Source organism: Polaromonas sp. AET17H-212 (assembly GCF_002379085.1).
Taxonomy (GTDB): domain Bacteria; phylum Pseudomonadota; class Gammaproteobacteria; order Burkholderiales; family Burkholderiaceae_C; genus Polaromonas.
In genome coordinates, this window is the sequence record NZ_NBZW01000006.1 from 102,015 (window position 1) to 120,311 (window position 18,297).

Annotated in this window: 21 protein-coding genes and 1 pseudogene; 4 read left to right on the forward strand and 18 right to left on the reverse strand. The window is 64.4% G+C overall.

Going from position 1 to position 18,297, the window contains the following annotated elements; genetic code table 11:
- Nucleotides 1–77: 77 nt before the first annotated feature.
- The 8 genes and pseudogenes from B7G53_RS07450 to B7G53_RS23365 form a co-directional block, all read right to left on the reverse strand.
- Nucleotides 78–560 carry a rhodanese-like domain-containing protein gene (locus B7G53_RS07450; protein WP_096665868.1) on the reverse strand — a complete coding sequence of 161 codons (483 nt, stop codon included), beginning with the start codon at nucleotides 558–560 and terminating at the stop codon, nucleotides 78–80.
- A 64-nt stretch (nucleotides 561–624) separates the two neighbouring features.
- Nucleotides 625–1,905, reverse strand: a complete 1,281-nt coding sequence (locus B7G53_RS07455; RefSeq protein WP_096666047.1) for an MFS transporter — start codon at nucleotides 1,903–1,905, stop codon at nucleotides 625–627.
- A gap of 11 nt (nucleotides 1,906–1,916) precedes the next feature.
- The gene (locus tag B7G53_RS07460) at nucleotides 1,917–2,672 is read right to left on the reverse strand and encodes an MBL fold metallo-hydrolase (RefSeq protein ID WP_096665871.1); all 756 of its coding nucleotides are present in this window, start codon (nucleotides 2,670–2,672) and stop codon (nucleotides 1,917–1,919) included.
- 14 nt (nucleotides 2,673–2,686) lie between these two features.
- Nucleotides 2,687–3,037 (reverse strand): DsrE/DsrF/TusD sulfur relay family protein, encoded by a 351-nt coding sequence (locus tag B7G53_RS07465; RefSeq protein ID WP_096665874.1) that lies wholly within the window; start codon nucleotides 3,035–3,037, stop codon nucleotides 2,687–2,689.
- Nucleotides 3,038–3,045: 8 nt separating this feature from the next.
- On the reverse strand, nucleotides 3,046–3,705 hold the full coding sequence (locus tag B7G53_RS07470) for an ArsR/SmtB family transcription factor (RefSeq protein WP_096665877.1): 660 nt from the start codon (nucleotides 3,703–3,705) through the stop codon (nucleotides 3,046–3,048).
- Nucleotides 3,706–3,849: 144 nt separating this feature from the next.
- A pseudogene (locus B7G53_RS07475) lies at nucleotides 3,850–4,023 on the reverse strand (KUP/HAK/KT family potassium transporter); the annotation flags it as partial.
- A gap of 77 nt (nucleotides 4,024–4,100) precedes the next feature.
- Nucleotides 4,101–4,364, reverse strand: a complete 264-nt coding sequence (locus B7G53_RS07480; RefSeq protein WP_255249934.1) for a hypothetical protein — start codon at nucleotides 4,362–4,364, stop codon at nucleotides 4,101–4,103.
- On the reverse strand, nucleotides 4,361–4,618 hold the full coding sequence (locus B7G53_RS23365; protein ID WP_141396312.1) for a DUF3606 domain-containing protein: 258 nt from the start codon (nucleotides 4,616–4,618) through the stop codon (nucleotides 4,361–4,363). The genes B7G53_RS07480 and B7G53_RS23365 overlap by 4 nt, the downstream gene beginning before the upstream one ends.
- 362 nt (nucleotides 4,619–4,980) lie before the next feature.
- Here B7G53_RS23365 and B7G53_RS07485 point away from each other — a divergent pair, with 362 nt between their 5' ends.
- Complete coding sequence (locus tag B7G53_RS07485; protein WP_255249935.1) at nucleotides 4,981–5,826, forward strand: YhjD/YihY/BrkB family envelope integrity protein; 846 nt, start codon at nucleotides 4,981–4,983, stop codon at nucleotides 5,824–5,826.
- 94 nt (nucleotides 5,827–5,920) lie between these two features.
- Here the strand turns inward: B7G53_RS07485 and B7G53_RS07490 are convergent, their stop codons facing one another.
- On the reverse strand, nucleotides 5,921–6,670 hold the full coding sequence (locus B7G53_RS07490) for an SDR family NAD(P)-dependent oxidoreductase (RefSeq protein WP_096665887.1): 750 nt from the start codon (nucleotides 6,668–6,670) through the stop codon (nucleotides 5,921–5,923).
- On the opposite strand from B7G53_RS07490, the gene B7G53_RS07495 reads away from it, so the two are divergent.
- The 3 genes from B7G53_RS07495 to B7G53_RS07505 all read left to right on the forward strand — a co-directional run bounded on the left by B7G53_RS07495 (nucleotide 6,671) and on the right by B7G53_RS07505 (nucleotide 10,137).
- Nucleotides 6,671–6,856 (forward strand): hypothetical protein, encoded by a 186-nt coding sequence (locus tag B7G53_RS07495; protein WP_096665890.1) that lies wholly within the window; start codon nucleotides 6,671–6,673, stop codon nucleotides 6,854–6,856. It abuts the gene before it with no gap.
- A 9-nt stretch (nucleotides 6,857–6,865) separates the two neighbouring features.
- A complete protein-coding gene (locus B7G53_RS07500; RefSeq protein WP_096665893.1) occupies nucleotides 6,866–8,650 on the forward strand; it encodes an ABC transporter transmembrane domain-containing protein in 1,785 nt (594 codons plus the stop codon).
- Nucleotides 8,651–8,823: 173 nt separating this feature from the next.
- Nucleotides 8,824–10,137: a Glu/Leu/Phe/Val family dehydrogenase gene (locus B7G53_RS07505; protein WP_096665896.1), complete on the forward strand. Its 1,314-nt coding sequence runs from the start codon at nucleotides 8,824–8,826 to the stop codon at nucleotides 10,135–10,137.
- A 127-nt stretch (nucleotides 10,138–10,264) separates the two neighbouring features.
- Here B7G53_RS07505 and B7G53_RS07515 read toward each other — a convergent pair whose 3' ends face one another.
- The 9 genes from B7G53_RS07515 to nuoI are packed head-to-tail and all read right to left on the reverse strand — an operon-like array spanning nucleotide 10,265 to nucleotide 18,282.
- Nucleotides 10,265–10,765, reverse strand: a complete 501-nt coding sequence (locus tag B7G53_RS07515; RefSeq protein WP_096665899.1) for a DUF1178 family protein — start codon at nucleotides 10,763–10,765, stop codon at nucleotides 10,265–10,267.
- Nucleotides 10,766–10,775: 10 nt separating this feature from the next.
- Nucleotides 10,776–11,396: an NUDIX domain-containing protein gene (locus B7G53_RS07520; RefSeq protein WP_096665902.1), complete on the reverse strand. Its 621-nt coding sequence runs from the start codon at nucleotides 11,394–11,396 to the stop codon at nucleotides 10,776–10,778.
- A gap of 26 nt (nucleotides 11,397–11,422) precedes the next feature.
- On the reverse strand, nucleotides 11,423–11,722 hold the full coding sequence (locus tag B7G53_RS07525) for a DUF2818 family protein (RefSeq protein WP_096665905.1): 300 nt from the start codon (nucleotides 11,720–11,722) through the stop codon (nucleotides 11,423–11,425).
- Nucleotides 11,719–13,221: an NADH-quinone oxidoreductase subunit NuoN gene (gene nuoN / locus B7G53_RS07530; protein WP_096665908.1), complete on the reverse strand. Its 1,503-nt coding sequence runs from the start codon at nucleotides 13,219–13,221 to the stop codon at nucleotides 11,719–11,721. Before nuoN ends, B7G53_RS07525 begins: the two co-directional genes overlap by 4 nt.
- Before the next feature lie 22 nt (nucleotides 13,222–13,243).
- Complete coding sequence (locus B7G53_RS07535; RefSeq protein ID WP_096665911.1) at nucleotides 13,244–14,719, reverse strand: NADH-quinone oxidoreductase subunit M; 1,476 nt, start codon at nucleotides 14,717–14,719, stop codon at nucleotides 13,244–13,246.
- 21 nt (nucleotides 14,720–14,740) lie between these two features.
- Nucleotides 14,741–16,786, reverse strand: a complete 2,046-nt coding sequence (gene nuoL / locus B7G53_RS07540; protein WP_096665914.1) for an NADH-quinone oxidoreductase subunit L — start codon at nucleotides 16,784–16,786, stop codon at nucleotides 14,741–14,743.
- A 7-nt stretch (nucleotides 16,787–16,793) separates the two neighbouring features.
- Nucleotides 16,794–17,102 (reverse strand): NADH-quinone oxidoreductase subunit NuoK, encoded by a 309-nt coding sequence (nuoK, locus tag B7G53_RS07545; protein WP_096665916.1) that lies wholly within the window; start codon nucleotides 17,100–17,102, stop codon nucleotides 16,794–16,796.
- Nucleotides 17,099–17,743, reverse strand: a complete 645-nt coding sequence (locus tag B7G53_RS07550) for an NADH-quinone oxidoreductase subunit J (RefSeq protein ID WP_096665919.1) — start codon at nucleotides 17,741–17,743, stop codon at nucleotides 17,099–17,101. Before B7G53_RS07550 ends, nuoK begins: the two co-directional genes overlap by 4 nt.
- Before the next feature lie 41 nt (nucleotides 17,744–17,784).
- Nucleotides 17,785–18,282 carry an NADH-quinone oxidoreductase subunit NuoI gene (nuoI, locus tag B7G53_RS07555; protein ID WP_096665922.1) on the reverse strand — a complete coding sequence of 166 codons (498 nt, stop codon included), beginning with the start codon at nucleotides 18,280–18,282 and terminating at the stop codon, nucleotides 17,785–17,787.
- Between the last annotated feature and the right edge of the window lie 15 nt (nucleotides 18,283–18,297).

The window sequence follows — 18,297 nt, forward strand, 5'->3', positions numbered from 1 at the left end:
CTTGGGCTGACGGGCGCTGCGGCGGCATTGGACTCAGGGTCGCGGGAATTGGCTGGAAGCGCTCCAGGTGGGCGAATTCACTTGCGGTCTTTGCTGGCGCGGGCATGGGCATCCATCCCGCCGCGCGCTTTCCATTCGCCATAACCGCCATGCAGGATGCGCACGTTTTCATAGCCGGCCATTCGCAGTGCCATTGCCACCTGGCCTGAAAACGAACCGGTGTTGCAGTACGCCAGGATGGTCTTGTCCCTGGGCAGCTTGGCGCGCTCGGCAAAGACCTTGCGCCATTCGATGTTGCTTGCCCCCGGAATGTGCTCTTTCGCGAACTGGCCCGCGTCGCGCACGTCCAGAACGTAAAACCGCTTGTAGTCCTCGGCCGGAATCTGTTCGGCGGCGATGGTGCCGCTGTTGTAGTCGGAAAATTCGAAGTAGGTCTCCAGCGCCTCAGTTGCGGCCTTGTCGAGCTGGGCATGCGCGACGACCGGCAGCACTGCGAACACGCTCAGGGCAGCGGATGCGGCCAGGCGGCGCGAACAGAGGGCGAGGTACGTCAATGTCATGGATGGTCTCCGGGTTTTCCAAAAGCTGGGGGGAATCAAGGCGTCAATGCAATGCGTCGATGCGTCAGTGCGCGGGGCTGAGCCGGGGGTGGGTTTCTTCACCCCAGTGATGGAGCACAGCACCGGACAGCAGCATCGCCACGGCGACGAACCAGAAGGCGGTCTCGATGCGTCCGCCCAGGGCTGCGGCCGCGCCCAGACCCAGGGCGCCAATGCCGTAACCGAGGTCGCGCCAGAAGCGATAGATGCCGATAGCCGACGCGCGCCAGTTGGGGTGGGCGATGTCGGCCACCGCCGCGCTGAGGTTGGGGTACAGCATGGCCATGCCCAGGCCGGCGATGGCGGCCGCGGCGCTCCACCAGGCCGAGCCATGGCCCAGCGGCAACAGCGCGACACCGGCGCCACACAGCCACATGCCCCAGACGTTCAGGCGGTGCCGGCCGACGCGATCGGACAACTTGCCAGTGAAGAACTGCGCCCCACCCCAGGTGAAGCCGTAAACACCGACGATCCAGCCGATGCCGGGCAGGCTCACGCCTTGCTGGTGCAGATACACCGGCCAGAAGGCCCAGACCAGCGCATCGACAAACTTCTCGACCATGCCCGCCTGGCACAGCGCGGCCATGCGGCGGTCGCCCCAGCTCATGAGGGCAAACATTTCCCGCGTGGTCGGCCGCTCGCTGATGCCGGTCGGGTAGCGCGGCCGCAAGGCATGCGCCGCAGGGGCCGCAGCGTGGCGCTTGACCTCGGCATGCGCCCAGGGCAGCGTCTCCTTCACGCCCAGCCAGGCCAGCAGCGTGGCCAGGCCGATGACGGCCGCACCAAACCACAACAAGCCTTCGCGCGGGCCCAGCAGCGAGGCGGCATAACCCGTCACCACGCCGGCGATGGCGACACCCACATAACCGGCAAACTCGTTGAGTCCGATGACCAGTCCGCGCTGGTCGGCCCGCGTGAGGTCGAGCTTGGCCGTCTGTGTCATCGACCAGGTCAGCCCCTGGTTGATGCCCAGCAGGATGGTTGCCAGGACAATCCAGCTCCACGACGTGGCGAAGTAGACGATCAGCGGAATCGGCAGCGCCACCAGCCAGCCCAGCAACAGCACGCGCCGGCGGCCCAGGCGTTCAGCCAGGCGGCCGGCGGCAAAGTTCATGGCGCCCTTGACGAAACCGAAGGCGACAACGAAGGCCGCCAGCAGCATGAAGGAGCCGCGCGGCACGCCGAACTCGGTTTCGGCCAGCGCCGGAACCACGTTGCGCATCATCCCGATGGTCATGCCGACGAGCAGCACCTGCAGCAGTTGCTGCAGGACCTGGCTGAGATTGGCGCGGATGCCGTATTCCATCTGCATGCAGCTCAGGCGTGCGCCGGCTCCGGCGCCGTTCCACGCAGGTTGGCCGCCACGATGCGGGCCATGTCCTGCGGCTGCGGCGGAATTTCGGCCGTGAGCGCATCCACGAAGTCCTCACGCGCCATGGCGAGCATGGGGTTGAAACGTTTCTCGAAGCCAAGGGTCGATGCGGGTTTGCCGGACAGGCCCGCACCGCAGGCGCTGCCGGCCTGGTGGCCGGGATAGATTTCGAGGCCGGCGGGCAGGCTCAGCAGCTTGCCATGCAAGGTATCGTGCAGCTGGCCCGCCATCTCCCGTTCGCGGCCCGCCAGGTCGGGGCGCCCTACCGCGCCAACAAACAGGGTGTCACCGGTGATGACGAACCAGGGCTCATCGCCCCGGCGCATGTCGCGCACCAGCAGGCAGATGCTGTCTGGCGTGTGCCCGGGCGTGTGCAGCACGTCAACCACCACGTTGCCAGCCTCGAGCCGCTGGCCGTCCGCGACTGGCGCGAATTCGAACAAGACCCGCCCCTGGTTGCTCTCGTGCAGGTAATACGGCGCGCCGGCCCGCCTGGCCAGTGCCGGGCCACCCGAGTAGTGGTCGGCATGCACATGGGTGTCGATGACGTGGGCGATCCTGACGCCCGCCTTCTCGGCCTCGGCCAGGAACCAGTCCTCGTCGCCGGCCACCACGTCAACGGCCACGGCTTTTGCCAGGCCCGCGCAGCCAAAAAAATAGGACAGGGTGGCGTTCTCCGCCGGTCGTTGTTTGAAGAACATGTTTGCCTCCTGAATCAGAACACCAGGACCTTGTCGGCCCAGACCGTCCATTGGGTGAGCTCGTCCAGGGTGCTGCGGTGCGCGCCCGGGATGAGGTCTTCGATGCTGATGCCGCGTGCATCCATGCAGGTGCCGCAGGCGCCGATCACACCCGCGTGGCTCACCACCGAACCGAGCATCACTTCAAGGTTGTAAAAGCCGGTGGGCACCTTCTGGAGGCGGTGCGCGGCGGCTGCGGCGTCACCAATCAGGAAAACCCGGACCTCGTTGCCTGGCTGCCGGGCCAGCGCACCGGCCAGGCGCGCCCCGTTGTAGGTGCGCTCGCTGCCGTAGGGAGCGTCATTCAGGATGAGCAGTGTGTTCATGTCGTGCCTCAGGTTGCCTGTTCGAGGGGCAGGCCACGGGCGCGCCATTCGGCCACGCCGTCGGTCAGGTGAAAGGCGCGGTAGCCCCGTCTGCGCAGCAACTCGACGGCGTCCCTGGCCATCAGGCAAAACGGGCCGCGGCAGTAGGCAACGACGGGAACATCCTTGGGAAGCTCTTTCAGCCGCTTCCTGAGCTCGTCCACGGGCAGCGAGCGGGCGTGGGGCAAATGGGCGCTGGCGAATTCTTCTTCCGGCCGTACGTCCAGGACCAGGACCTCCCCGGCCTTGGCTTTCTTCAGGATTGCCGCCCGGTCGATGCCCTCGAGTTCATCGCCGTGCTCGACGATGGAGGCCAACGCAACCTGCAATTCGACCAGCCGCTCCTCGGCTTCGGCGCGCAAGTTCACCCAGAGGTCAGCCACACTGGTGCTGGCCAGGCGGTACAGGACGTACTTGCCTTCCTTGCGCGTATCGACGAGTCGCGCCATGCGCAGCTGCTTGAGGTGGGCGCTGGCCAGCTTGACGCTGATTTCCGCCTGTGCCGCGAGCACTTCGACGGTCTTCTCGCCCTGGCAAAGCAACTCGACCAGCTCCAGGCGCTTGGGACTGGCGACGGCCTTGCCGATGCGGGCGACCTGCTCGTAAAGATGGTCCTTGATTTGTCTCATGCCATCAATCTAACGTTTGTTAGATTGTTTGTCAACCTCCAAAGACTGGCCCACGGCAGGAAGGCCGCCGGGCCACGGGAAGAGCGTCAGTGTCAGTAACAGTCCCGACACAAGCAGCGAGCCGCCCCGGTTTCCGGCGCGGGCTCAGATCTGCACCCGCGTCCCCAGTTCAATCACGCAGTTGTTGGGCAGCCGGAAGAAGGCGGCCACGCTGCCTGCGTTGCGGGACATGATGGCAAACAGGGCTTCACGCCAGTGCGCCATGCCGGCACCCCGGGTCGGCACCACAATTTCCCGGCTTAGGAAGTAGATTGTGGTGGCTGGATTTTTTGCAAAACCGGGCCACGCCCGGACCGCCATGGGACCCTGTTTGGGGTCTGCGTGTACCCACGCGACTACCGCGTCTGGCCGGAAGAAGCACAGCAGCTGTGCTCCAGCGTCCAGATCGTCGCGCCGATACCGAGCAACAACCTGACATCGTCTTCGTAGGACAGGCTCGCCTTGTCCAGGCGGTCGATCATGGTCGCAACATGGGAAACCGCATCTTGCGGCGAGACTGCCCCACCTATGCGGGCCATCTCGACGATCGCCAGCACCGCGTCGACCCGGTTCATGCCCGGGAGTTTTTTCCGGAAATCTTCAGGATCCAGGGGTGTCATTTTTCTGGCCGTATCAAGCAGACGCTCACTGGCGCGCCTTCGGTTCGAGGCGTCGCAGGGCCAGGTAAATTTTCTTCAGAAGAGCTCGCTGGAGATAGGCGAACCCGGCTTGGCTCACTGCCGACGCTGTCCACGGCCGCTCGCAGCTCACGCTCGGTGCATTTCAGTTCGTGGCGCCGGGCAAGCACAACGAGTGGCCCAACCCGGCAAATGCGGTCGAAGGTGGTGGCTGCGGTAGAAGATGGATGGGTCATGAAGACGCCCTTTCAAGGGGGCGATTTCATTGTGGTCAGTCGACGCGCTGGAGACCAGGGCCGTTGGGCCCAATCAGTGTAAGGAATTGTGCCGTTTCGTCCGCCTGTCCCCCCGACATGACGGGCTCCAGGGGCGGCGGAAGACAGGCTACAGGCTTTCTGGGTCCCCACAAGAACGTGTCGCCCCAGGCCGGGAACGGATTCAGCCCAGATCCGGTCCCGGTGGACTCCGCCTGTCCGGCCGCCGGACAACGGGGCCGGACGCCGGACTTTGTCGTGCGGATGCTGCGTTTCAGCCTGCCAGCTTCCACATTTCCCCACACGCCGGGTCCAAACGGGAAGGACGTGGCTATATTGCTGCCATGACCACTGCAAGCCGACACCAGGGCAACCTCATCAGCCGCATCTTCCGGCGCGACCGGGAAGAACGCCTCGCCCAGGCAGCGGGCGGCCTCACGTTCACGATGGTGGTGTCCATGGTGCCGCTGCTGGCGGTGAGTTTTGCCGTGTTCGCGCGGACCCCGTTCCTGCGCGCGGCCGGGGAAGCGATTCGCGAGCACCTGCTGCGCGGCCTGCTACCGGCCGACATCGCCAGGACGGTGCTCAAGCACCTGGCGCAGTTCGCGGGCAACGCCAGCGGGCTCACGCAGGTGGGCTTTGCGGTTTTGCTGGTGTCGGCCCTGGGCCTGCTCCTGAGCGTGGAGAACACGCTCAACCGGATCTGGCGAGTGAAGAAGCCGCGCACGGTGCTGCGCCGGCTGGCCCTGTACGCTGGCATGCTGCTCACCGGCCCGGTGATCATCGGCGCGAGCTTGTGGGCCGCGTCCTATCTTCTGGCAGCCTCCAGCGGACTGGTGGGCACGCGGCCTGCCTGGCTGCCGCATGCCCTGAACCTGGGGCCGGTGGTGCTGAGCGTGGCCGGCTTCGCCTGTCTGTTTCGCTTCGTGCCGCACACCGTGGTGCGGTGGCGCGATGCGATCGCGGGCGGCCTGCTCGCCGGCATCGCGTTTGAAGTGGGCAAACACGGCTTTGCGATTTACCTTGCCAACGTGCCCACCTACCGCACGATCTACGGCGCCTTCGCGCCTTTGCTGGCTTTCCTGGTGTGGGTGTATTACTCGTGGCTGGTCACGCTGGCCGCGGCACTGGTCAGCGCCAACCTGCCGGGTGGCGCGGCGCAACCGGCACGGCGGCTGTCAGGGGCGTAGCGGTGCCACACCGGGTTTGCAAGCCTTTCAGACCTCCGCCCCTTGAGCGGCATGCGCAAGCAGCTATCAAATAAATAGCAAATCGCGGTCAGCCTCAGCGTGCCAGATAGCCGCCGTCCACCGGGTAATAGGACCCGGTCACAAACGAAGCCTTGTCCGAGGACAGCCAGGCCACCAGTTCGGCCACTTCTTCCGCGCGGCCCAGCCGGCCGATCGGGTGGGCGCCGACCAGCATGGCGTTGATGGCGGGGTCTTCTTCCATCCCGCTGATCATGGGGGTGTGGATGAAGCCGGGACCCACGGCGTTGACACGCACGCCGTGGGCGCTGTATTCCAGCGCGGCCGCTTTTGTCAGCCCCACCACGCCGTGTTTGGCGGCGGTGTAGGCCGGGGCGCCGGCAAAACCGACGGCGCCGAGGATGGAGGCGACGTTGACGATGGCGCCACCGCCGTTTTTGAGCATGGCGGCAATCTGGTACTTCATGCCATAAAACACGCCCGACAGGTTGATGTTGATGACCTGGGCCCAGCCGTCGAGCGGGTAGTCGGCCGTGGGGGCTTGCGGGCCGCCTATGCCGGCGTTGTTGCAGGCGATGTCGAGCCGGCCGTGCAAGGCCATGGTGCGCGCCACCAGGGCCTCGCCGTCCTGCGGTTTGCCAACGTCGGCCGCCACAAACATGGCGTCGCCGCCCAGCGCCCGCACCAGCGATGCGGTTTCCTCGCCGGCCTGTTCGTTGACGTCCGACACCACCACCCGGGCGCCCTCGCGCGCCCAGACCAGCGCAATGGCGCGGCCAATGCCCGACGACGCGCCGGTGACCAGGGCGACCTTGTTTTTCAGCATATGTTGATCCTTTATGTGTTGCGCGGCCTGGTGCCGCCGCCCCTGCAGCCTGGCAACCCGGACGCTGCGCCCGGTGAAACTGCCGTGTCCATTGTGGGCCACACCCCGGCAGCGCGCTTGATCTATGACAAGCCCCGAAAGGCCTTCGGGGCCTCTCGCCTGAGCCCGCCCGGCCGTGCCGACTAAACTCCCGTCATGGCTACTTCCTCTCGCTCCGACGCGCCCAAGGGCTCGCCGCGTTCCCTCTCCGGCCTCGTGCCCTTTCTGCGCCCTTACCGCGGCCGCATCGGCGTGGCCATCTTCTTTCTGGTGATGGCGGCGGTGGCCACGCTGGTGTTTCCGCTGGCGCTGCGTGGCCTGATCGACGGCGGCCTGGGCGCGGGCGACAAGGGCGCGCAGCTGATGGCGCTGCGCACCCACTTCTTCGAGCTGTTTGCGGTGGCGGCGGCGCTGGGCCTGTTTTCAGCCGGGCGCTTTTACATGGTGAGCTGGCTCGGCGAGCGCGTGACGGCCGACCTGCGCAACGCGGTCTACGCGCATGTGGTGCGGCAAAGCCCCGAGTTTTTTGAAACCACGCAGACCGGCGAGGTGCTCTCGCGCCTGACCGGCGACACGACACTGGTGCAGACGGTGGTGGGCTCGTCGCTCAGCATGGGCCTGCGCAATGCCGTGATGGGCGTTGGCGCGCTGGGCATGCTGGTGGTGACCAACCCCTACCTGATGGTGCAGGTGCTGGGCGGGCTGGTGCTGATCGTCGTGCCCTCGGCGTGGTTTGGCCGGCGCGTGCGCAAGCTCTCGCGCGCCAGCCAGGACCGCGTGGCCGACTCCAGCGCGATTGCGGCCGAGGTGCTCAATGCCATTCCCGTGGTGCAAAGCTACACCGCCGAAGCGCGCGAGGCCGCGCGTTTCGACGAATCGACCACCAATGCCTTCAACACGGCGATCCGCCGGACCCGGGCGCGCTCGGTGCTGGTGGCCTTCATCATCATCGCCACCTCGGCGGCGCTGCTGTGGGGCCTGTACCAGGGCACGCAGGCGGTGATGCGCGGCGACATCACGGCGGGCCATCTGGGCCAGACGGTGGTGTACGTGATCATCCTGGCCAGCGCCACCGCAGTGCTGGGCGAGGTGTATGGCGACCTGCTGCGCGCCGCCGGCGCCACCGAACGGCTGATGGAGCTGCTGGAAACCCGCTCCCCCGTGACATCCCCATCAAATCCGGTCCCGCCCCCCGTGGTACGGGCGGGAAGCGCTATTAAATTCGAAGCAGTGACCTTCCACTACCCGTCGCGTCCAGCGCAGGCCGCGCTGAGCGACTTCTCCCTGAACGTGGCGCCCGGCGAAACCGTGGCCATCGTGGGGCCCAGCGGCGCCGGCAAAAGCACGGTGTTCCAGCTGCTGCTGCGTTTTTACGACCCGGCCTCGGGACATATCGAGCTTGACGGCGTGCGCACCGCCGACATGGCGCTGCACGACCTGCGCCAGCGCATCGGCATCGTGCCGCAGGACGCGGTGATTTTCTCGACCAGCGCACTGGAAAACATCCGCTACGGCAGGCCTGGCGCGAGTGACGACGAAGTCCGGGCGGCGGCGCAGGCGGCCTTTGCGCATGAGTTCATCATGGCGCTGCCGGAAGCGTATGACACCTTTCTGGGCGAACGCGGCGTGCGCCTGTCGGGCGGGCAGCGCCAGCGTGTTGCGATTGCACGCGCCATGCTCAAGAACCCGCCGCTGCTGCTGCTGGACGAAGCCACCAGCGCCCTGGATGCCGAAAGCGAACGCATGGTGCAGGCGGCGCTGGAGTCGGCCATGCAGGGCCGCACCACGCTGGTGGTGGCGCACCGCCTGGCCACCGTGCAGAAGGCCGACCGCATCCTGGTGCTGGACCACGGCCGCCTAGTGGAGCAAGGCACCCACGCCGAACTGGTGAGCCGCGGCGGCATTTATGCGCGGCTGGCCGCGCTGCAGTTCAACGCCTGAGGCCAGGCGTTTCCGCGGGGCACGGCGCCGGCGGAGCAGGCTGCGGGAGCATGGTTTTTCAACCCCAAACCATGGTTATGCGTTTCATGCATAACAACCCATAAACCCGGCCTTGGACAGTTGGACACGGCGAGCCTAAGCTCGGCGCATTCATCTTCCACCAGGAGTTTTTGATGTCGCAAGCTTCCAGCCCCGCCGGCGCCCCCGCGCTTTTGCACCCCCTGCCCTCCTACCTGCAGGCCGACAAGCTCGGCCCCTGGGGCAATTACCTGCAGCAGGTCGACCGCGTGATTCCGCACCTGGGCAGCCTGGCGCGCTGGGCGGAAACACTCAAGCGGCCCAAGCGCATCCTGATTGTCGACGTGCCCATCCACATGGACGACGGCACGGTGGCGCACTTTGAAGGCTACCGCGTGCAGCACAACGTCTCGCGCGGTCCGGGCAAGGGCGGCGTGCGTTTTCACCAGGATGTGACCTTGTCGGAAGTGATGGCGCTGTCGGCCTGGATGTCGATCAAGAACGCCGCGGTGAACGTGCCCTACGGCGGCGCCAAGGGCGGCATCCGCGTGGACCCGAAGAAACTCTCGCGCGGCGAGCTCGAACGCATGACACGTCGCTACACCAGCGAGATCGGCATCATCATCGGCCCGAACAAGGACATCCCCGCGCCCGACGTCAACACCAATGAGCAGATCATGGCGTGGATGATGGACACCTACTCGATGAACACCGGCTCGACCTCGACCGGCGTGGTCACCGGCAAGCCGGTGGACCTGGGCGGCTCGCTGGGTCGGCGCGAAGCCACCGGCCGCGGCGTGTTCACCGTCGGCGCCGAAGCGGCCAAACACATCGACCTGGACATCGCGACCGCCCGCGTGGCGGTGCAGGGTTTTGGCAATGTGGGCGGCGTGGCCGGCAAGCTGTTTGCCGAAGCCGGCGCACGCATTGTGGCCGTGCAGGACCATGGCGGCACGATTTACCGCGAAGCCGGGCTGGATGTGCCCTCGCTGCTCAGGCATGTGGCGGCGACCGGCAGCGTGGCCGGCTTTGCGCAGGCCGAAGTCATCGCCGACGACAAGTTCTGGGATGTCGACTGTGAAATCCTGATCCCCGCCGCATTGGAACAGCAGATCACCAGGGACAACGCCGGTCGCATCAAGGCGCGCATGATCATTGAAGGCGCGAACGGGCCGACCACCCCCGAAGCCGACGACATCCTGCAGGAACGCAATGTGCTGGTGTTGCCCGACGTGATAGCCAATGCCGGCGGCGTGACCGTCAGCTACTTTGAATGGGTGCAGGACTTTTCCAGCTTCTTCTGGGACGAGGCCGAAATCAACGCCCGCCTGGTGCGCATCATGAAGGAAGCCTTTGCCGGCGTCTGGCAGGTGTCCCAGGACCACAAGGTCAGCCTGCGCACCGCGACCTTCATCGTGGCCTGCAAACGCATTCTGCACACGCGCGAACTGCGCGGTTTGTACCCCTGAAGCATGTGACCCCCACGGTCGCTCACTGCGTGTAGCTCCCTGCCCCCCGAGGGGGCCGCTGCGCCTGCGGTCTGGCAAAGCCAGTCCCGCGGCCCCTGCTTGACTGCGACCGGGAGCTCGTGGCTGCTTACTGAAGCGTTTCCTTGACCAAGGCCGGTAGAGGCAGCGGCATCACCTCGATGCCCTCTTCCAGCAGCTCGACCGCTTCGGCGCGGCTGGCCTGCCCGCGGATGCTGCGCTGCTCGGCGTCGCCGTAATGCATGGCACGGGCCTCGTCGGCGAAGCGTTCGCCCACGTCCTCGGTGTTGGCCATCACGTGGCGCAAGGCCTTCAGGAACTCGGCCTGCACGGCCGGGCTGCCGGCGGCAGCCATCACCTCATGCACCGGGCTGCCGGCCGGCGCGGCCGCAGGCACGGACAGTTCACGCGAAGATGAAGCCACTGCCGGCTCCGCGCCCGTGGCGCCCAGATTGAGCCGGGGCGCGCTCGGCATTTTCCGCACGGCCGGGTCGGCGCACAGCGGGCAGGTCACCAGGCCGCGGGCCAGCTGGCCCTGAAAGTCATCTTCCGACGCAAACCAGCCTTCAAAGGCGTGCTGGTGCGAACACTGGAGGTTGAGGACTTTCATGCGCTGATTATCAGGCCCCGGCGCGGGAAGCGCCGGTCTGCCAGTCCAGCGACCATGCGCCCGACAGGACGTTTTGCAGCCACAGCGCGCCCGTCAGCGTCTTGCCGTCGGTGACACGGCCGTCGCGGCACCACTGCAGCAACTCGGCCGGCGTGGCCGTGAACACGTCGAGAAACTCGCCCGCGTCGAGCTTGCGCTCCCCGAGGGTCAGGTCCCTGGCAAACCAGATATCGATGAACTCGGTCGAGTAGGAAATCACCGGGTGCATGACACCGGCATGGGCCCAGGACGCCGCGCTGTAACCGGTTTCCTCGCGCAGCTCGCGCTGCGCACAGGCCAGCGCTTGCTCGCCGGCATCGAGCTTGCCGGCCGGAAACTCCAGCATCACGGCCTGGACCGGGTAGCGGTATTGCCGCTCCAGCACCAGGCGGCCGTCGCCGAGCTGGGCAATGACCATGACCGCCCCGGGATGACGCACATATTCGCGTGAGACTTCGCGCCCGTCCGGCAGGCGGACCGTGTCGCGGAAAGCGTGGAGGAAGTGGCCGTGCAGCAGTTCCTGGCTGTCGACCTTGTGCTCGATCAGATGGCTGTCGGCCGGACCAGGGGGTTCTGCGGGATGCTCAGGCATGGCGGAGGACCGGGCGGGGACCGCGCTCAACGATGTTTGAACAGGTAACGAAACACAAAGCCCGGAAAGGCGAAGGTGATGAACAGCGTGGCCGTGATCGCATAGAACTCCCAGCCCTGCGGCGCGATCTGGCCGGCGCGCTGCTCCAGCAGCAGGGCGATACCGCCCACCACGACGTACCAGAACACCATTTCGGCAACACGCACCGCCAGATTCTTGGGGCTCTTCAGCCGGTACACCAGCAGCACGCGGTTGCTGATGAACGGCAGGTTGGCGGCCAGCAGGGCCAGCGCCACCACCAACCATATCGAGACAGTCTGGTTCATGCGCCGAGGGACTTCACAACGCTGGCGATCGCCTGCTGGCACAGCGTCATCAGGCCGCCGGGCATGACACCCAGCAGCAGCACCAGCGCACCGTTGATGGACAGCACCACGCGGGCATCGGCCGGGGCCAGGATGGCCGTGGGCATGCCGACGTTGGGCGCGTCAAAATACATCACCTTGACGATACGCAGGTAATAGAAGGCGCCGACCAGCGACATCAGCACCGCAAAAACCGCCAGCACGAGGTAGCTGGTCTGCTGCGAGGACAGCAGGGCCTGCAACACGCCGAGCTTGGCGTAGAAGCCAACCACAGGCGGCACGCCGGCCAGCGAGAACATGCTGATGGCCATGATGCCGGCAAACAGCGGGCTGCGCTGGTTCAGGCCGGCCAGGTCGGTGATTTCCTCGGACTCGTGGCCAGCACGCGCCAGCAGCAGGATGATGCCGAACACCGCGAGTGTGGTCAGCACATAGGTGATGGCGTAGAACATGGCCGCGCCGTAGGCGTACTCGGCATTGAGCGGCCTGCCGGGAACCACCGCGGCCAGCAGCGCCAGCAGCAGGAAGCCCATTTGCGAGATGGTGGAGAACGCCAGCATGCGCTTGAGGTTGGTCTGCGCCACCGCCGCCAGATTGCCCACCAGCAGCGAACCGATGGCCATCAGCGCCAGCATCTGCTGCCAGTCGATGGCCAGCGGCAGCAGGCCCTGCACCAGCAGGCGGATGCAGATGGCAAAGGCGGCAAACTGCGGCGCCGCACCGATCAGCAGCGTGATCGCCGTGGGCGCGCCCTGGTAAACGTCGGGCAGCCACATGTGAAACGGCACGGCGCCCAGCTTGAAGGCCAGGCCGGCCACGATGAACACCAGGCCGAACACCAGCACCTGGTGGTTCACCTGGCGGCTGGCAATGGCCCGGTACACCTCGTTGACGTCCAGCGAGCCGGTGGCACCGTACATCATGGACAGGCCGTACAGCAGGAAACCCGAGGCCATGGCGCTGAGCACAAAGTATTTCATCGCAGCTTCGGTGGCCGTTGCGTTGTCACGGCGCAGCGCCACCAGGGCGTAGCTGGACAGCGTCATCAGTTCCAGGCCCATGTAGAGCACCAGGAAGTTGTTGCCGGAGATCATCACGAAGATGCCCAGCAGCGCAAACATGCCCAGCGTGAACAGCTCGCCGCCGCGCAGCATGTCGCGGTCTGCCGCATACCCGCGCCCGTACACCAAGGTGACCATCATCGCAATCGAGGCGAAACACTTGAGCCAGTTGCCCATGGGGTCGCTCACAACCATGTTGCCGAAGCCGTAGAACGTGTTGCCCTTGACGGCGTACACCGCCTCCAGTGCCGCCACGGCAGCCAGCGTCAGCAGGGTCAGCACATAAGTCAGGGTGCGCTGCGGACTTTTCACGCCGAGGTCGACCAGCGCGATCACGCAGGCCATGACCAGGAGCACGATTTCCGGGTACACCGATAGCCAACTGAGTTTGTCAATCATCTGGATTCTTTGAAATGGTTGCTTATTGCAGTTTGGAGGCCGCGACGTGTTTCAGCAGGTCGATGACCGAACTGTCCATCACATCGGTGAAGGGCTTGGGATAGACACCCATGAACAACACGGCAATGGCCAGCAGGGCCAGCATCAGGAACTCACGGCTGTTGATGTCGGCCAGGCCCTTGACATCGTCGTTGGCGACCGGTCCGAGGTAGACGCGCTTGAACATCCACAGCGTGTAGGCCGCGCCGAAAATCAGCGCCGACGCGGCGGCCGCGCCAATCCAGAAGTTGAACTTGACCGCGCCCAGGATGACCATCCACTCGCCGACAAATCCGGCGGTGGCCGGCAGGCCGCAATTGGCCATCGCAAACAGCAGCGCAAAGGCCGTGAACTTGGGCATGGTGTTGACCACGCCGCCGTAACTGGCGATCTCGCGCGAATGCACGCGGTCGTACAACACGCCGATGCACAGGAACATGGCGGCCGAGACAAAACCGTGCGCAATCATCTGCACAATGCCGCCGGACACGCCGATGTCGTTGAAGATGAAAAAGCCCAGGGTGACAAAACCCATGTGCGCCACCGACGAATAGGCCACCAGCTTCTTCATGTCCCGTTGGACCATGGCCACCAGGCCAACGTAAATCACGGCGATCAGCGACAGGGCAATCATGAGCCCGGCCCATTCGCGCGCGGCGTCGGGCGCAATCGGCAGCGAAAACCGCAGAAAGCCGTAGGCGCCGAGCTTGAGCATGATGGCGGCCAGCACGGCCGAGCCGCCGGTGGGCGCCTCGACGTGCACGTCGGGCAGCCATGTGTGAACCGGCCACATCGGCACCTTCACGGCGAACGCGGCCAGGAAGGCGAAGAACAGCAGCGTCTGCGCGGTGGCGCCCAGGGGCAGCTTGTACCAGACGGCCAGGTCAAAACTGCCGCCCGACTTGACGTACAGGAAAATCAGCGCGATCAGCATCAGCAGTGAGCCGAGCAGCGTGTACAGGAAGAACTTGAAGGCCGCGTAGATTTTTCTCGGCCCGCCCCAGACGCCGATGATCAGGTACATCGGGATCAGCGTGGCTTCGAAGAACACATAAAACAGCATGCCGTCGAGCGCCGCGAAGACACCGATCATCAGGCCGCTGAGGATCAGGAAGGCGGCCATGTACTGGTTGACGCGGCTGGTGATCGACTCCCAGCTTGCGATGATGACGACCACGTTGATGAAGGCCGTCAGCAACACAAACCACAGCGAGATGCCGTCCACGCCGAGGTGGTAATTGACATTGAAACGCGCGATCCACGGGGCCTTCTCGACAAACTGCATGGCCGACGTGCCGACTTCAAAACCGCCGTAAAGAGGAAGCGTCACAAGGAAACTGACGATGGCACCGACCAGTGCGATCCAGCGCACGCTGCGCGCCTGGTCGTCACGTCCGAGGGCCAGCAGGATGACGCCGAAAAAGATCGGCGTCCAGATGGCAAGGCTCAACAATCCCATTTTTATTATTCCTCTTGTCGCTTATTTGCTGAGCAGTTCTTTGATCATCGGCCAGGTCGAGAAATAACTGACCAGAATGAAAATACCGACGATCATGGCCAGCGCGTAGTGGTAGATGTAGCCGGTCTGCACCTTGCGCACCACACCCGACACCCAGCCAACCAGCTTCCAGGAGCCGTTGACCAGCGCGCCGTCGATCAGCTTCTCGTCGCCGCCCTTCCACAGGCCGATGCCCAGGCCGCGCGCACCGCGTGCGAGAACGTTCTCGTTGAACCAGTCCATGTAGTACTTGTTCTCGAGCAGCGTGTAGAGGGGTTCGACGCGGCGCTTGATGGCCGCCGGCAGGGCCGGGTTGACCATGTACATGTAATAAGCTGAGGCGACGCCCGCAAGTGCCAGCCAGAACGGCGCGGTCGTGAGGCCGTGCAGGGCCATCTGGGCCGGACCGTGGAACATTTTTGCCAGTTCGGCCATGGCCGGGTGTTTGGCCGCGTTGACGATGATGGCGTCTTTCAGGAAGTCGCCGAACAGCATGGCGTCGATGCTCATGAAACCGATCACCACCGAGGGAATGGCCAGCAGGACCAGCGGCGCGGTCACCACCCAGGGCGACTCGTGCGGCACATGGGCGCCATGGTGCGCATCATGGCCATGGTGGTCGTCGTGGTGCGCATCGGGGTTCTGGTCAAAACGCTCCTTGCCGTGGAACACCAGGAAATACATGCGGAAGGAATAAAAGGCCGTCACAAACACACCGGCAAGCACCGCGAAGTGCGCAAAGCCGGCGCCCGGCAGGTTGCTGAAATGCACCGCTTCGATGATGCTGTCTTTCGAATAGAACCCGGCAAACAGCGGGGTGCCGATCAGCGCCAGGGAACCGAGCAGCGCCGTGATCCAGGTGATGGGCATGTACTTGCGCAGCCCGCCCATCCAGCGGATGTCCTGGTTGTGGTGCACCCCCATGATGACGGAACCCGCCGCCAGGAACAGCAGCGCCTTGAAGAAGGCGTGGGTCATCAGGTGAAAAACGGCGACCGAGTAGGCCGAGGCGCCGAGCGCCACCGTCATGTAGCCCAGCTGGGACAGCGTGGAATAGGCCACGACGCGCTTGATGTCGTTCTGGATGATGCCCAGGAAACCCATGAACAGGGCCGTGATGGCGCCGATCACCATGATGAAGCTCAGCGCGGTGTCGCTGAGTTCGAACAGCGGCGACATGCGGGCCACCATGAAGATGCCGGCCGTGACCATGGTAGCGGCGTGGATCAGTGCGGAAATGGGCGTCGGGCCTTCCATGGAGTCTGGCAGCCAGACATGCAGCGGGAACTGGGCCGACTTGCCCATGGCACCGATGAACAGGCAGATGCAGATCACGGTGATCAGCATCCAGTCGGTGCCGGGGAAGCCGAGCTTGGCGATGTCGCCCGACTTGGCGAACACCTCGGAGTAGTTGAGCGAGCCGGCGTAGGCCGCGAGCAGGCCAATGCCGAGGATGAAACCGAAATCACCGACCCGGTTGACCAGGAAAGCCTTCATGTTGGCGAAGATGGCGGTCGGCTTGTTGAACCAGAACCCGATCAGCAGGTAGGACACCAGGCCCACGGCCTCCCAGCCGAAGAACAGTTGCAGCAGGTTGTTGCTCATCACCAGCATCAGCATGGAGAAGGTGAACAGCGAGATGTAGGCAAAAAAGCGGTTGTAGCCTTCGTCTTCTTCCATGTAGCCGATGGTGTAGATGTGCACCATCAGCGAGACAAAGGTCACGACACACATCATCATGGCGGTCAGGCCGTCCACGAGGAAGCCGATTTCCATCTTCAGGCCACCCACGACCATCCAGGTGTAAAGCGTTTCATTGAAACGCGCACCGTCGATGGCGACACTCTTGAGTGTCATGGCCGAGATGATGAAGGCCACCAGCACGCCGACGATGGTCAGCGTGTGCGACAGGCGGCGGCCTATCCAGTTGCCACCGAAGGTGGTGCCGAAAATACCGGCCAGCAGCGAGCCTGCCAGGGGTGCCAGGGGAACGGCCAGCAGGGTGGCGGCGGAGAGGGTCTGACTCATGTTGTTGTTAACCCTTGAGCGTGTTGAGTTCGTCCACGTTGATGCTGGCCTTGTTGCGGAACAGCAAAACGAGAATGGCCAGGCCGATGGCCGATTCGGCGGCTGCGACGGTCAGGATGAAAAACACGAACACCTGGCCGGCCAAGTCGTTGAGGTAGTACGAGAAAGCCACGAAGTTCATGTTGACGGCCAGCAGCATGAGCTCGATCGCCATCAGGATGATGATCAGGTTTTTCCGGTTCAGGAAAATGCCGATGACCGACAGCGCAAACAGCATCGCGCCCAGTGTCAGGAAGTGTCCCAGCGTGAGCATCATGCTTTTTCCTCCGGTGCGACAACCACAGGGGCCGCCTGTGTCGCCTTGATCTTGACCAGGCTGACGCGATCGCCGCGCTTGACGCGGATCTGGTCGGCCGGGTTGGTGCTTTTGGAATCCTTGCGCGCGCGCAGGGTCAGCGCAATGGCAGCAATGATGGCCACCAGCAGAATCACTGCCGCGATTTCGAGCGGATACAGGTACTCGGAATACAGCAACTTGCCGATCTCTTTGGTGTTCGAATACTGCGCGGCGGCCTGCCCTGCCACCACGGCCGACTTGGGCGCCTCGCTCAGGCGGAAACCGCCCATCAGCACGGCAGACATTTCCAGTGCAATCAGCGCGCCGACGCTGGCAGCCAGCGGAAAGTGTTTCCAGAAACCCTTGCGCACCCCTTCCATGTTGATGTCCAGCATCATCACGACAAAGAGGAACAGCACCATCACGGCGCCGACATACACCAGCACCAGCGTGATGGCCAGGAATTCGGCCTTGAGCAGAATCCACAGGGCCGACGCCTGGAAGAAGGCCAGCACCAGGTACAGGGCGGCATGCACGGGATTGCGCGCCGTGATCACCCGGAATGCGGCAAACAGCAGCACCAGGGCGAAGAGATAAAAGAGACCTGTTTTAGCGTCCATGTTCTGCGAATCTTTCTTGAGCCAACGACCGGGGAGTGGTGTCAGCGGTACTTGGCATCCGCGGCGCGGCTGGCAGCGATTTCTTTTTCGTAACGGTCACCGACAGCCAGCAGCATGTCCTTGGTGAAATACAGGTCACCGCGTTTTTCGCCGTGGTATTCGAAGATGTGGGTCTCGACGATGGAGTCCACCGGGCAGCTTTCCTCGCAGAAGCCGCAGAAGATGCACTTGGTCAGGTCGATGTCGTAACGCGAGGTGCGGCGGCTGCCGTCTTCGCGCACATCCGATTCGATCGTGATGGCCATCGCCGGGCAGACGGCCTCGCACAGCTTGCAGGCAATGCAGCGCTCTTCGCCGTTTTCATAACGGCGCAGCGCATGCAGGCCGCGAAAACGCGGACTCAGCGGCGTCTTTTCTTCCGGAAACTGGATCGTGATCTTGCGCTTGAACATGTACTTGCCGGTCAGGGCCATGCCCTTGAACAGCTCGGTCAGCATGAAGCTGGATATGAAGTCTTTGACAGAGGCAACTGCACTCATGATGATTTCCTGAGA

Excerpts from the sequence above, each read along its gene's own strand:
- B7G53_RS07450 (WP_096665868.1), bottom strand. The coding sequence starts at position 560 with ATGACATTGACGTACCTCGCCCTCTGTTCGCGCCGCCTGGCCGCATCC.
- B7G53_RS07455 (WP_096666047.1), bottom strand. The coding sequence starts at position 1,905 with ATGGAATACGGCATCCGCGCCAATCTCAGCCAGGTCCTGCAGCAACTG.
- B7G53_RS07460 (WP_096665871.1), bottom strand. The coding sequence starts at position 2,672 with ATGTTCTTCAAACAACGACCGGCGGAGAACGCCACCCTGTCCTATTTT.
- B7G53_RS07465 (WP_096665874.1), bottom strand. The coding sequence starts at position 3,037 with ATGAACACACTGCTCATCCTGAATGACGCTCCCTACGGCAGCGAGCGC.
- B7G53_RS07470 (WP_096665877.1), bottom strand. The coding sequence starts at position 3,705 with ATGAGACAAATCAAGGACCATCTTTACGAGCAGGTCGCCCGCATCGGC.
- B7G53_RS07480 (WP_255249934.1), bottom strand. The coding sequence starts at position 4,364 with ATGACACCCCTGGATCCTGAAGATTTCCGGAAAAAACTCCCGGGCATG.
- B7G53_RS23365 (WP_141396312.1), bottom strand. The coding sequence starts at position 4,618 with ATGACCCATCCATCTTCTACCGCAGCCACCACCTTCGACCGCATTTGC.
- B7G53_RS07485 (WP_255249935.1), top strand. The coding sequence starts at position 4,981 with ATGACCACTGCAAGCCGACACCAGGGCAACCTCATCAGCCGCATCTTC.
- B7G53_RS07490 (WP_096665887.1), bottom strand. The coding sequence starts at position 6,670 with ATGCTGAAAAACAAGGTCGCCCTGGTCACCGGCGCGTCGTCGGGCATT.
- B7G53_RS07495 (WP_096665890.1), top strand. The coding sequence starts at position 6,671 with ATGTTGATCCTTTATGTGTTGCGCGGCCTGGTGCCGCCGCCCCTGCAG.
- B7G53_RS07500 (WP_096665893.1), top strand. The coding sequence starts at position 6,866 with ATGGCTACTTCCTCTCGCTCCGACGCGCCCAAGGGCTCGCCGCGTTCC.
- B7G53_RS07505 (WP_096665896.1), top strand. The coding sequence starts at position 8,824 with ATGTCGCAAGCTTCCAGCCCCGCCGGCGCCCCCGCGCTTTTGCACCCC.
- B7G53_RS07515 (WP_096665899.1), bottom strand. The coding sequence starts at position 10,765 with ATGAAAGTCCTCAACCTCCAGTGTTCGCACCAGCACGCCTTTGAAGGC.
- B7G53_RS07520 (WP_096665902.1), bottom strand. The coding sequence starts at position 11,396 with ATGCCTGAGCATCCCGCAGAACCCCCTGGTCCGGCCGACAGCCATCTG.
- B7G53_RS07525 (WP_096665905.1), bottom strand. The coding sequence starts at position 11,722 with ATGAACCAGACTGTCTCGATATGGTTGGTGGTGGCGCTGGCCCTGCTG.
- nuoN (WP_096665908.1), bottom strand. The coding sequence starts at position 13,221 with ATGATTGACAAACTCAGTTGGCTATCGGTGTACCCGGAAATCGTGCTC.
- B7G53_RS07535 (WP_096665911.1), bottom strand. The coding sequence starts at position 14,719 with ATGGGATTGTTGAGCCTTGCCATCTGGACGCCGATCTTTTTCGGCGTC.
- nuoL (WP_096665914.1), bottom strand. The coding sequence starts at position 16,786 with ATGAGTCAGACCCTCTCCGCCGCCACCCTGCTGGCCGTTCCCCTGGCA.
- nuoK (WP_096665916.1), bottom strand. The coding sequence starts at position 17,102 with ATGATGCTCACGCTGGGACACTTCCTGACACTGGGCGCGATGCTGTTT.
- B7G53_RS07550 (WP_096665919.1), bottom strand. The coding sequence starts at position 17,743 with ATGGACGCTAAAACAGGTCTCTTTTATCTCTTCGCCCTGGTGCTGCTG.
- nuoI (WP_096665922.1), bottom strand. The coding sequence starts at position 18,282 with ATGAGTGCAGTTGCCTCTGTCAAAGACTTCATATCCAGCTTCATGCTG.